At 62.8% G+C, this 12,392-nt stretch carries 14 protein-coding genes; all 14 read right to left on the bottom strand.

Features of this window, described 5'->3' with window-relative positions; genetic code table 11:
- Positions 1 to 168: 168 nt before the first annotated feature.
- Positions 169 to 804: an urease accessory protein UreG gene (gene ureG, locus CQ12_RS28090; RefSeq protein ID WP_057838538.1), complete on the bottom strand. Its 636-nt coding sequence runs from the start codon at positions 802 to 804 to the stop codon at positions 169 to 171.
- 153 nt (positions 805 to 957) lie between these two features.
- Positions 958 to 1,695, bottom strand: a complete 738-nt coding sequence (locus CQ12_RS28085; RefSeq protein ID WP_057838537.1) for an urease accessory protein UreF — start codon at positions 1,693 to 1,695, stop codon at positions 958 to 960.
- Positions 1,676 to 2,272: an urease accessory protein UreE gene (locus tag CQ12_RS42815; RefSeq protein WP_083519509.1), complete on the bottom strand. Its 597-nt coding sequence runs from the start codon at positions 2,270 to 2,272 to the stop codon at positions 1,676 to 1,678. Before CQ12_RS42815 ends, CQ12_RS28085 begins: the two co-directional genes overlap by 20 nt.
- Before the next feature lie 67 nt (positions 2,273 to 2,339).
- Entirely contained in the window at positions 2,340 to 2,639 is a 300-nt protein-coding gene (locus CQ12_RS28075; RefSeq protein WP_057838535.1) for a putative quinol monooxygenase, read from the bottom strand.
- 25 nt (positions 2,640 to 2,664) lie between these two features.
- Positions 2,665 to 2,964 carry a putative quinol monooxygenase gene (locus CQ12_RS28070; RefSeq protein ID WP_057838534.1) on the bottom strand — a complete coding sequence of 100 codons (300 nt, stop codon included), beginning with the start codon at positions 2,962 to 2,964 and terminating at the stop codon, positions 2,665 to 2,667.
- Positions 2,965 to 3,011: 47 nt separating this feature from the next.
- On the bottom strand, positions 3,012 to 4,727 hold the full coding sequence (gene ureC, locus CQ12_RS28065; protein WP_057838533.1) for an urease subunit alpha: 1,716 nt from the start codon (positions 4,725 to 4,727) through the stop codon (positions 3,012 to 3,014).
- Positions 4,724 to 5,029, bottom strand: a complete 306-nt coding sequence (locus tag CQ12_RS28060) for an urease subunit beta (protein WP_057838532.1) — start codon at positions 5,027 to 5,029, stop codon at positions 4,724 to 4,726. Before CQ12_RS28060 ends, ureC begins: the two co-directional genes overlap by 4 nt.
- A gap of 113 nt (positions 5,030 to 5,142) precedes the next feature.
- Entirely contained in the window at positions 5,143 to 5,445 is a 303-nt protein-coding gene (locus CQ12_RS28055) for an urease subunit gamma (protein ID WP_057838531.1), read from the bottom strand.
- Between the two features lie 61 nt (positions 5,446 to 5,506).
- Positions 5,507 to 6,343, bottom strand: coding sequence for an urease accessory protein UreD (locus CQ12_RS28050; RefSeq protein ID WP_057838530.1), 837 nt, complete (start codon positions 6,341 to 6,343; stop codon positions 5,507 to 5,509).
- Positions 6,344 to 6,386: 43 nt separating this feature from the next.
- Complete coding sequence (gene urtE, locus CQ12_RS28045; RefSeq protein ID WP_057838529.1) at positions 6,387 to 7,082, bottom strand: urea ABC transporter ATP-binding subunit UrtE; 696 nt, start codon at positions 7,080 to 7,082, stop codon at positions 6,387 to 6,389.
- A 3-nt stretch (positions 7,083 to 7,085) separates the two neighbouring features.
- Positions 7,086 to 7,847: an urea ABC transporter ATP-binding protein UrtD gene (gene urtD / locus CQ12_RS28040; protein ID WP_057838528.1), complete on the bottom strand. Its 762-nt coding sequence runs from the start codon at positions 7,845 to 7,847 to the stop codon at positions 7,086 to 7,088.
- Between the two features lie 4 nt (positions 7,848 to 7,851).
- Positions 7,852 to 9,018 carry an urea ABC transporter permease subunit UrtC gene (gene urtC / locus CQ12_RS28035; RefSeq protein WP_057838527.1) on the bottom strand — a complete coding sequence of 389 codons (1,167 nt, stop codon included), beginning with the start codon at positions 9,016 to 9,018 and terminating at the stop codon, positions 7,852 to 7,854.
- Positions 9,015 to 10,592: an urea ABC transporter permease subunit UrtB gene (urtB, locus tag CQ12_RS28030; RefSeq protein ID WP_245310204.1), complete on the bottom strand. Its 1,578-nt coding sequence runs from the start codon at positions 10,590 to 10,592 to the stop codon at positions 9,015 to 9,017. Before urtB ends, urtC begins: the two co-directional genes overlap by 4 nt.
- Before the next feature lie 213 nt (positions 10,593 to 10,805).
- The gene (urtA, locus tag CQ12_RS28025; protein ID WP_057838525.1) at positions 10,806 to 12,122 is read right to left on the bottom strand and encodes an urea ABC transporter substrate-binding protein; all 1,317 of its coding nucleotides are present in this window, start codon (positions 12,120 to 12,122) and stop codon (positions 10,806 to 10,808) included.
- Positions 12,123 to 12,392 lie beyond the last annotated feature (270 nt).

Genomic DNA, 12,392 nt, shown 5'->3' with positions numbered 1-12,392 from the left:
GATAAGCTGACAGCGTCGATTTGGTTCCGCCGCGGACGGACAAATCCGCGGGTTATGGCGACGGACGGCATATTAAGATTAACGCGCGGCTCACCCGGCCGCAGGCCTGACCGCTTGTCCGGCCGCTTGCTCTCCGAGCCTGGCCGGCTGGCCTGCTTTTCTCCGGGGCTATTTGGCCTTCTTCGCTGCCGGGCGCAGGCCGCCCTTGGCCTCGATGAAGCCGATGATGCGATCGAGCCCCTCACTCTTCTTCAGGTTGGTCATCACGAACGGCCGCTCGCCGCGCATCCTCTTCGCATCGGTATCCATCTTCTCGAGCGATGCACCGACATGGGGCGCGAGGTCGATCTTGTTGATCACCAAAAGATCCGAGCGGGTGATGCCGGGACCGCCCTTGGAGGGAATCTTGTCACCGGCGGCGACGTCGATCACGTAGATCGTGAGATCGGCGAGTTCGGGCGAAAACGTCGCGGCGAGATTGTCGCCGCCGGATTCGATCAGCACCAGATCGAGATCGGGGAATTTCGCGCGCATGTCGGCGACGGCCGCCAGATTCATCGAGGCGTCCTCGCGGATCGCGGTGTGCGGACAGCCGCCGGTCTCGACGCCGGCGATGCGGTCCGGCGTCAGCGAGCCCGAGCGCACCAGAAACTCCGCATCCCATTTGGTGTAGATGTCGTTGGTGATCGCGGCGATGTCGTAGCGCTCGCGCATCGACTTGCAGAGCAGGTCCATCAGCGCGGTCTTGCCGGAGCCGACGGGGCCGCCGACGCCGATCCGGAGCGGGCCGTGAGGATTAGACATGTCGAGTGCTCTTTCCGCGTTGTCGTCCCTGCGAAAGCAGGGACCCATAACCACCGAATTCAATTGTTGCGACGCGCTGGAGCTCCAGCCCGGCATAGCCACGAATATTTGTGGTTATGGGTCCCCGCGTTCGCGGGGACGACGGCAAGAAGCTCATGACCTGAACAGCCTCGTATACTGCGTCTCGTGGCGAAGGCTGGCGAGATCGGCGCGGAAGGTGGCGCTGCCGAGATCATCCAGCGAGGCGGCAAGCGCGCGGTTCGCGGTGACGGCAACATCGGCTTCGAGGCTTGCGAGAATGCGCTGGCTGTCGGTTTGCCCGAGCGGCACGAGCCGCGCACCAGCGGAAATCCAGTTAGACACCAGCGCGTGCAGGAACGCGTGCATCGCAGGCGGAAGCGGAACGGCATGGGCGGCGCCGACGAGGCCGACCGCAACGGGATAGACGATCGGGCCACCACAAGCTACGACCATCACGTCAAGGCCGTCGCAGGCCCAGGCGGACCGGGCGATATCGATGAAGGCGCGGCCCTGCGTCGTGGTTTCGAGCTGGCGTTCCCGCGACGGCACGAAGGCCGCTGCCAGTTCGGTAATCCCCCGCAGTTTCTCGTCATCCCGTACGGCCGCCGCACGATGAGCCTGCGCGAGGAACACGGCGTCGCAGAAACCGGACCCCTCAGCCAGCATCGCCGCCAGCCAGTTGCGCAGCGATGCCGCGTCGGTGATGTCGCCCGCCTCCACCGCCCATTCGATGCCGCTGGAATAGGAGAATGCACCGACCGGAAACGACGGCGACAGCCACGTCATCAGCCGGTACAGCGCCGCCGATTCCTCCGCCGTCATCCCGCCGGTTGCGTCGGCGGGCGCGGGCTCATTTGTGGTCATGAGCATGGGAGTGATCGTGATGGTGGTGATCGTGGTCGCAATGTTCGTCGTGATGATGGTCGTGATCATCATGGTGGTGGTGATCACCGTGGTGATGATGACCGTGAGCATGATGGTGATGGCCGTGATCATGCGCGGCATGGTCATGGGCCGCTTGCGCATAGGCCCCGCCCTCGGGATCGAACGGCGCCTCGATCTCGATGATGCGCGCGCCGAGCCCCTTCACCATGGCCTCGATGACGTGATCCCTGCGGATTCGCAGGCCCTTCGGCATGATCTGCGTCGGCAGATGGCGGTTGCCGAGATGCCAGGCGATGCGGACCAGATGCAGGGGATCGGCGCCGCGGATCTCGATCAGGGGTTCGGCAGCCGCCACCACCTCGATCAGCCTGCCGTCCTCCAGCACCAGCGCATCGCCGCCGCGCAACGCGACCGCGTTCTCCAGGTCGAGCAGGAATTCGAACCCGCGCGTCCCCGTCATCGCCATCCGCCGCCGGTGCCGGTCGTCGAAATCGAGCACGACGGTATCGGCGGCGGATTGCGTCCAGCGATGCTGGCCCAGGACTTTGGTCGCGCGGATCATAAGAGCCTTTTTATTTGACGCGTTTTCTTCATGCGAACCGGTTCCCGCTTCGCTTGAAAACGCTTTGCTAAAACTTCTCCACTTTACCGTCGCTGATGATCTCGATCACCGTCGGCGCCGTCTTCATATGCGAGGAATACTCCCGCCACACCTTCATGTGGGGCGCGCGGCCATGCGCATTGAGATCGTCGCGGGTCTCCCAGCGCTCCACCACCACATACAGATTTGGATTGTTCACGCTGACATGGCCTTCATAGGACATGCAGCCCTTCTCCTTCAGCGTTTTGGCGATGCAGGTCTTGTGCCCCTTGATGAAATCGTCCTTGTTTTCCGGCTTCATCGGCGTGGTGGCGATGACATAGATCATGAATTCTCTCCCGTTGCTTTTCTTGTTAGCGGGTTTCGACTTTTTCGGGCGTGATATACTCGATCTTCGGCGGCGCGCTCATGCATTTGACCGCGACGCGGCCGAACGTCTTGACGTGCTCTGCCGTCCGATGCGGTCCCAGCGCCTCCATGTTCTCCCACTGCTCGACAAATACCATCTTGGCGGGATCGGTGACGCTCTCATGCAGGTCATAGGCAATATTGCCGGGCTCTTTGCGGGTTTCCTTGATGCAGGCGGTGGCGGCCGCAATGAATTCAGCGCGCGTTTCGGGTTTCACGGTCAGCGTGGCAACGACGTAGATCACTAGATCCTCCCGGACTTTTGTTCTGGCTTTGATCGCCCGGGCCGACCTTAGAACATGAAATAGCGCTGTGCCAGCGGCAGGACCTCCGCCGGCGCGCATGTCAGAAGCTCGCCGTCTGCGCGCACCTCATAGGTCTCGGCATCGACCTCGATCTTCGGCGTGGCGCTGTTATGGATCATGCTCTTCTTGGAGATGCCGCCGCGGGTGTTTTTGACCGGATAGAGTGTTTTGCTGATGCCGAGTTTCCGCGCCAGCCCGCCGGTGATGGCGGCTTTCGAGGTGAACACCACGGAGGACGCCGTCAGCGACTTGCCGTAGGCGGCGAACATCGGCTGGTAATGCACCGGCTGCGGCGTTGGTATGGAGGCATTGGGATCGCCCATCGGAGCGGCCACGATCGAGCCGCCCTTGATGATGCAATCCGGCTTGACGCCGAAGAAGGCCGGCGACCACAGCACGAGATCGGCAAGCTTGCCCTTCTCCACCGAGCCGATCAGTTTCGATACGCCATGGGCGATTGACGGATTGATGGTGTATTTCGAGATGTAGCGCTTGACGCGGAAATTGTCGTTATCGTTGCCCTTGTCCTCGGGCAGCGCGCCGCGCTGTTTCTTCATCTTGTCCGCGGTCTGCCAGGTGCGGATGATGACCTCCCCCAACCGACCCATCGCCTGCGAGTCCGACGACATCATCGAGAGCGCGCCGAGATCGTGCAGAATGTCTTCTGCCGCAATGGTCTCCTTGCGAATGCGGCTTTCGGCGAAAGCGAGATCTTCGGCGATCGAGGGATCGAGGTGGTGGCACACCATCAGCATGTCCAGATGCTCGTCGATGGTGTTGCGGGTGAACGGCCGCGTCGGATTGGTCGAGGACGGCAACACGTTCTTCAACCCGGCGATCTTGATGATATCTGGCGCGTGGCCGCCGCCGGCGCCTTCGGTGTGGAAGGCATGGATGGTGCGGCCCTTGAAGGCCTTCACCGTGTCCTCGACGAAACCGGATTCGTTCAGCGTGTCCGAATGCAGCATCACCTGGACGTCGTAGTCGTCAGCCACCGCGAGACAATTATCGATCGCGGCCGGCGTGGTGCCCCAGTCCTCGTGCAGCTTCAGTGCACAGGCACCGCCCTTGATCATCTCGACCAGCGCTGCGGGGCGCGCAGCATTGCCCTTGCCCGAGATGCCGAGATTGACCGGGAAGGCGTCGAACGACTGGATCATGCGCCCCATGTGCCAGGGGCCGGGCGTGCAGGTGGTGGCGAACGTGCCGTGCGAGGGACCGGTGCCGCCGCCCAGCATCGAGGTGACGCCGGACATCAGCGCGTGCTCGATCTGCTGCGGGCAGATGAAATGGATGTGGCTGTCGAACCCGCCGGCGGTGAGGATTTTGCCCTCCCCCGCGATCACGTCGGTGCCCGGGCCGATCACGATGGTCACATTGGGCTGGATATCGGGATTGCCGGCCTTGCCGATGGCACTGATCATGCCTTCCTTGATCGCGACGTCGGCCTTGACGATGCCCCAGTGATCGACGATCAGCGCATTGGTGATGACGGTATCCGCCGCGCCCTGCTTGTTGGTGACCTGCGATTGCCCCATGCCGTCACGGATCACCTTGCCACCGCCGAACTTCACCTCCTCGCCATAGGTGGTGAAATCCTTTTCCACCTCGATGATGAGATCGGTGTCGGCCAGCCGCACCTTGTCGCCGGTGGTCGGCCCGAACATGTCGGCATAGACGGAACGTTTGATTTTGACGCTCATAATTTCCCCTGCACGTCACCGCGGAAGCCGTAAATTGTCTTCTTGCCAGCGAGCGCGACGAGTTGCACGTCGCGGTTCTGGCCGGGCTCGAAGCGGACCGCGGTGCCGGCGGCGATATCGAGCCGCATGCCGCGAGCCTTCTTGCGGTCGAACTTCAGCGCGGGGTTGGTTTCGAAGAAATGGTAGTGCGAGCCGACCTGAATCGGGCGGTCGCCGGTGTTGGCGACCGTGAGCGTTACCGTCTTGCGGCCAGCGTTGAGCTCGATCTCGCCGTCCTTGATGAAGAGTTCGCCGGGGATCATCTTTCCTCCTCCGTCATTCCGGGGCGATGCGCAGCATCGAACCCGGAATCTCGCAAATACAACCTCTGGTTCCGGATTCGGCCGCTTTGCGGCCCGCCCCGGAATGACGATGACTATCGGATCGGCTCATGCACAGTGACAAGCTTGGTGCCGTCGGGAAATGTCGCCTCGACCTGGATGTCGTGGATCATCTCCGGAATGCCGTCCATGCACTGGGCGCGGGTGATGACCTGCGCGCCCGCCTGCATCAGTTCGGCGACGGTGCGGCCGTCACGGGCGCCCTCGACGATGAAGTCGGAGATGATGGCGACCGCCTCGGGATGGTTGAGCTTGACGCCGCGCTCGAGCCTGCGGCGCGCTACCATGGCGGCCATCGAGATCAAGAGCTTGTCCTTTTCGCGGGGAGACAGGTTCATGCGAGCACTCTGGTAATTGATAGATCTAGTTGAGCCACAGCCTTTAGTTCAGCCAAAGCCTCTAATTTAGCCAAAGCCTTGGTAGCGCTGTGCCGCTGGCGCGGCCGAGCACCGTCATCATGTCGGCGCGCAGCCGGGCCGCATCTTGGGCACAGAAGCGCACCATTGCAAATCCATTCCACGAGGAGATGCCGACCTCACCGCCGAACGCGTCCGACACTTCGCGAATGCGCTCCACCAGCGCCTCGTCGCCCGGCACGATCAGCGCCGTGCCGATGGCGACGCCGCCTTTCGCAACGGCCGGTCGCGCCAGTTTCGCACCGATGTCACCATCGAGCCGAACGGTCTCCGCAAACACGAGCCGACCGCCGCGGTGCAGCCGCCAGCGGTCGATGAATTCGCCATGCTGCATCGTTTCGCCCATCGCCGCGCGGCCGAACACCACGATTTCGCAGAGCAGAAGCGAGGCACTCTCCGCCAGATCGATATCGATCCGCCTGATGATCCGCGCGCGGTCGAACAGGATGGTCTCTTGCGGCAGCCAGGAAAGGTGCGCGCCGGCCTCCGCCTTCAGGGCGATGGTGAGCTCTGCGGCAGGACCGGGCGCGCGATAGACCTTTTCGGCCGCTGCCGTCGTCAGTATCAGTCGCGCCCCCTCGCCCGCCCTGATGTCGATATCGAAACGGTCGCCGCCCGCAATGCCGCCGGCGGTGTTGACGAAGACGCCCGACAGGCCTTCCGCTTCAGGGGAAGGAAAACGCACGCGCAGCGAGCCGGACTCATGCAGGTCGCCGCGGCGCGTGACACCGCCGTCAAGATGCACGCCGAACCGAACCGCACCCTGTGCCCGGTTGGCCGCGAAGGTAGCTGAAGTCCCGCGTGCGATTTCGGCCTGCATCCGTCCCCCAAAACGACGTTACGACGCCCCCCGATGCACGAGGTTAGAGCGCCATCTGGCGGCTGATCTCGGCAGGATCGAGGTTGGCGCGGTCGCAGGCAAATTTCACCGCGCCGCGGTCCATGACAGCAAAATTGTCGCCGAGCTCGCAGGCAAAGTCGAGATATTGTTCGACCAGCACGATCGCGATGTTGCCGAGGCTGCGCAAGTAAGAGATGGCGCGGCCGATGTCCTTGATGATCGAGGGCTGGATGCCTTCGGTCGGCTCGTCGAGCAGCAGCAGCTTTGGCCGCATCACCAGCGCGCGGCCGATCGCGAGCTGCTGCTGTTGGCCGCCGGAAAGGTCGCCGCCGCGGCGACCCAGCATGGTGTTCAGCACCGGAAACAGCGAGAACACGTCGTCGGGGATATGGCGGTCGTCGCGCTTGAGCGGGCCGAAGCCGGTCTTGAGATTTTCCTCCACCGTCAGCAGCGGAAAGATCTCGCGGCCCTGCGGCACGAAACCGATGCCGCGCCGTGCGCGCTCGTAAGGTTTGAGGCCCGTGATGTCGTTGCCATCGAGCGTGATCCACCCGCCCGCGATCGGATACTGCCCGACGAGGGCGCGCAGCAGCGAGGTCTTGCCGACGCCGTTGCGGCCGAGCACGCAGGTCACCTTGCCCGGCTCGGCGGACAGCGAGACGCCGCGCAGGGCCTGAGCCGCGCCGTAATAAAGGTTGATGTTGTCGACCTTCAGCATGGATCAGCGCCCCAAATACACTTCGATCACCCGCTCGTTCGACGAGACCTGATCGATGGTCCCCTCGGCCAGCACCGTGCCTTCATGCAGGCACGTGACCTTGACGCCGAGTTCGCGGACGAAGGTCATGTCGTGCTCGACCACCATGACCGTCTTCTCCTTGTTGATTTCCTTCAACAGCTCCGCGGTCTGATGGGTTTCGACATCGGTCATGCCGGCGACGGGTTCGTCGACCAGCAGCAGTTTCGGATCCTGCGCCAGCAGCATGCCGATCTCCAGCCACTGCTTCTGGCCGTGCGACAGGCTTCCTGCCAGGCGATTGCGGGCATTGGTCAGGCGGATGGTTTCCAGCACGCGGTCAATCCGTTCGGCCTCGGTCTTGCTGCCGCGCCAGAACAGCGTGCCCTTGACGCTGTGGTCGACATTGAGCGCCAGCAGCAGGTTGTCCTCGATGGTCTGGCTCTCGAACACCGTCGGCTTCTGGAATTTGCGGCCGATGCCGAGCTCGGCGATGCGGGTTTCATCCAGCCGCGTCAGGTCGGTCATGCCGTCGAACAGCACCGTACCTTCGTCCGGCTTGGTCTTGCCGGTGATGATGTCCATCATCGTGGTCTTGCCGGCGCCGTTGGGGCCGATAATGGCGCGCATCTCGCCGGGCTCCAGCGTCAGCGACAGATTGTTGATGGCGTGAAAGCCGTCGAACGAGACGTGTACGCCGTCGAGATAGAGCAGCGCCGAAGTGGTCCGTCCCTCCATGACACTCATGCGCTTACTCCGCAGGCTTCGGTTCGCCGACGCCGTCTTCTAGCGCGGCACTTTCGGCATTGGCCGCTTCCGTCGCCTTGCGGGACTCCCGCCAGGCGTTGAAGGTGCCGACGATGCCTTTCGGCAGCAGCAGCGTTACCAGGATGAACAGCGCGCCCAGCATGAACAGCCAGTACGGCGCCAGCGGGCCCGAGGTGAAGAAGGTTTTGGCGTAGTTGACGACAACGGCGCCGAGCGCCGCGCCCACCAGCGTGCCGCGGCCGCCGACGGCAACCCAGATCACCGCCTCGATCGAATTGCCCGGCGCGAATTCGCTCGGATTGATGATGCCGACCTGCGGCACGTAGAGCGCGCCGGCGACGCCGGCCATGCACGCCGACAGCGTGAACACGAACAGCTTGTAGGACTCGACGCGATAGCCGAGGAAGCGCGTGCGCGATTCAGCGTCGCGGATCGCGATCAGCACCTTGCCGAGTTTCGAGGTCACCACTGCGCGGCAGATCAGGAAAGTGAGGATCAGCGCGAGGCAGCTCAATGCGAACAACGCCGCGCGGGTGCCGTCGGCCTGCACGTTGAAGCCGAGGATGTCCTTGAAGTCGGTCAGGCCGTTGTTGCCGCCAAAGCCGAAATCGTTGCGGAAGAACGCCAGCAGCAAAGCATATGTCATCGCCTGCGTGATGATCGAGAGATAGACGCCGGTGACGCGCGAGCGAAACGCCAGCCAGCCGAAGCAGAACGCCAGCAGGCCGGGCACAACAAGAACCATCACCGCCGCGAACCAGAACATGTCGAAGCCGTACCAGTACCATGGCAGGCTTGGATAGTTCAGGAACACCATGAAATCGGGAAGGATCGGGTTGCCGTAGACGCCGCGGCTGCCGATCTGGCGCATCAAATACATGCCCATCGCGTAACCGCCGAGCGCGAAGAAGGCGCCGTGACCGAGCGAGAGAATGCCGCAATAGCCCCAGATCAGGTCGATCGAGAGCGCGAGAATGGCGTAGCAGGCGTATTTGCCGAACAGTGCGACCAGATAGGTCGGCACCTGCAGCGCCGAGCCCGCCGGCATCAGCAGGTTGGACAGCGGGATCAGCACGCCGAGCGCCGCAACGACGACGAGGAAAATGGTGGCGCTGCGATCCAGCGAGCGCGTCAGGACATGCGGCGTCATGCTTCCACCGCCCGGCCCTTGAGCGCGAACAGGCCGCGCGGCCGTTTCTGGATGAACAGGATGATCAGCACCAGAATGGCGATCTTGCCGAGCACGGCGCCGGCCACCGGCTCCAGGAACTTGTTGGCGATGCCGAGCGTGAAGGCGCCGACCAGCGTGCCCCAGAGATTGCCGACGCCACCGAACACCACGACCATGAAGCTGTCGATGATGTAGCTCTGGCCGAGGTTGGGGCTGACGTTGTCGATCTGCGAGAGCGCGACGCCGGCGATGCCGGCAATGCCCGAGCCGAGGCCGAAGGTCAGCGCATCGACGCGCGAGGTGGCGATGCCCATCGAGGCCGCCATGCGACGATTTTGAGTGACCGCGCGCATCTCGAGCCCGAGCGCCGTGTAGCGCAGCATCGCCAGCAGGATGACGAACACCGCCAGCGTGAAGCAGAGGATCCAGAGCCGGTTATAGGTGATGGTGATCTGCCCAAGCTCGAACGCGCCGCTCATCCAGGAGGGATTGCCGACCTCGCGGTTGGTAGGGCCGAACATGGTGCGCACGGCCTGCTGCAGCACCAGCGAGAGGCCCCAGGTCGCGAGCAGCGTTTCCAGCGGGCGTCCATAGAGGAAGCGGATGATGCCGCGCTCGATCAAGACGCCGATCGCACCCGCAACGAGGAACGCCAGCGGCACCGCAATCAGGAGCGAGTAATCGAACAGGCCGGGATAGCGGGTGCGGATGACCTCCTGCACCACGAAAGTGGTGTAGGCGCCGATCATCACCATTTCACCATGGGCCATGTTGATGACGCCCATGACGCCGAAGGTGATGGCGAGCCCGATCGCGGCGAGCAGCAGCACCGAGCCGAGCGACAGGCCATACCAGGCGTTCTGCACCATCGACCACATCTGCAGATTGCTCTGGATCGAGGCGATCGCGGTGGTGACAGCGCGCGCGACATTGGGCGGCAGATCGCTGCCGAGACCGGTCAGCAGCGCCATCGCTTCCTGATCCCCGCGCGCCTTGATGACGGCAACGGCTTCGAGCTTTTCGAGCTCGGTGGCATCGGATTTGTAGAGCAGGATCGCAGCGCGGGCCTCGGTGAAGGCAGCCTTGACGGCCTTGTTGGTCTCCTTCGCCAGCGCGCCGTCGATGACGGGCAACGCGTTCTCGTCGTGGCTCTTGAAGACCGACTGCGCGGCGGCGATGCGCTTGGCGGGGTCGGGCGACAACAGCGTCAGGCCGCCGAGCGCAGCCTCCACGGCGCGACGCAGGCGGTTGTTGAGACGGACGGCGGCGGCATTGTCGGGCAGCTTGTCGACGGCCGCGCCGGTAGCGGCGTCGATGATCTTGCCGTCGGCGCCGGTGACGAAAACCTTCTTGGTGTCGGGATCGGCCGACAGACGGCCGTCCTGCAGCGCGCTGATAATGGGAAAGGCGAGCGGATTGCCCGAGGTCGCGACGGCGCCGATCGCCTCGTCGGTGTCGGAAAAATCGTCATTGGCGAATTTGGCGACCGCATCCTCGAACGGACCGGCGAGCGCCGGCACGGCGAAGCAAGCAGCGAACAGGATGGCGAGCAGAACCGCGCGAAAACGGTCAAGGAAATTGGCAGACACAATACGCCCCGGCAGGAGTGTGGGGAGAAGGCGGCGGCATCGCCGCCTTCTCCGTTCTTGCTTGTAGTTCAAGTTCTCTTGGAAGTTCTCTTGGAAGTTTTTAAAAGGCTTTTTTACGTCAGGAGGATCACGATCCTTCGGATCAGATCGGGATGATCCTGTCGGACCAGATCGGGATCAGGAGCCCTGACCGCCGCACTTGTTGGTCTTGGTGTTGTAGTTGCCGCACTTCTTGCCGACCCAGTCGCCGATCAGGTCCTTGGAGCCGTCGAGCTCCTTCGACCAGGCGTCGCCAGCGACAAGGCCCGGGGTCTTCCACACCACGTCGAACTGGCCATTGGCTTTGATTTCGCCAATGAACACCGGTTTGGTGATGTGATGGTTCGGAAGCATCTTGGAGGTGCCGCCGGTCAGGTTCTTGGCTTCGATGCCCGGAAGAGCGTCGATCACCTTGTCCGGATCGGTCGACTTCACCTTCTCGACCGCCTTGACCCACATGTCGAAACCGATGACGTGCGCTTCCATCGGATCGTTGGTCACGCGCTTCGGATTCTTGGTGTAGGCCTGCCACGCCTTGATGAACTTCTCGTTCTCCGGAGACTTGATCGACTGGAAGTAGTTCCAGGCGGCGAGATGGCCGAGCAGCGGTTTGGTGTCGATGCCGGCGAGTTCTTCTTCACCGACCGAGAACGCGACAACCGGAATGTCGGTCGCCTTGATGCCCTGGTTGCCGAGCTCCTTGTAGAAGGGAACGTTGGCGTCGCCGTTGATGGTTGAGACCACGGCGGTCTTCTTGCCGGCCGAGCCGAACTTCTTGATGTCGGCCACGATCGTCTGCCAGTCGGAGTGACCGAACGGCGTGTAGTTGATCATGATGTCTTCCTGCTTGACGCCCTTCGACTTCAAGTAGGCTTCGAGGATCTTGTTGGTGGTGCGCGGATAGACGTAGTCGGTGCCGGCCAGCACCCAGCGCTTCACCTTCTCGTCCTTCATCAGGTAGTCGACCGCGGGGATCGCCTGCTGGTTCGGGGCGGCGCCGGTGTAGAACACGTTGCGCTCGGACTCTTCACCCTCGTACTGCACGGGGTAGAACAGGATCGAGTTCAGCTCCTTGAATACCGGGAGCACGGACTTGCGGGACACCGAGGTCCAGCAGCCGAACACGACCGAAACCTTGTCCTTGGTGATCAGCTCGCGGGCCTTTTCGGCAAACAGCGGCCAGTTCGACGCGGGGTCGACGACGACGGCTTCGAGCTTCTTGCCCATCACGCCGCCCTTCTTGTTCTGCTCGTCGATCAGGAAGAGGATGGTGTCCTTCAGCGTGGTTTCGCTGATGGCCATGGTGCCGGAGAGTGAGTGCAGGACGCCGACCTTGATGGTCTCCTGCGCCTTGGCGTTCGAGAACGCCGCCAGACCCAGAACCAGGCCGGCGGTGGCCGCCAGCCAGCGGCGGCGGCTCAGCGTCGCTATATCGTGAGTCAATTTTGTAAGCATGAACTGTCATCTCCCTGACGCAGGCGTTAAACGCTGCGAACGGCCCCACGGCCGCCTGCGTCAAGGGAATCGCAAGAACCATGCCACGGCTTTATGGGGACATAAGCTACTCTAATCGCTTGAAAATTCCGGTCGCGCGAAAACCGATCCCGCCAGACATGCCTATTTCCTGAGCTTCGAAAATGTATGCTTTGGCGGCAAACTATCTATTTTTTGTGCAAAGCCCGCAATTTGGCTAAATTTCTTGCACGCTTTTTGATCGTTTGGACC

The sequence above is a fragment of the Bradyrhizobium jicamae genome (genome assembly GCF_001440395.1).
GTDB lineage: Bacteria > Pseudomonadota > Alphaproteobacteria > Rhizobiales > Xanthobacteraceae > Bradyrhizobium > Bradyrhizobium jicamae.
The sequence above is the reverse complement of the archived record's forward strand: the minus strand, read 5'-3'. Positions and strand labels throughout refer to the sequence as shown.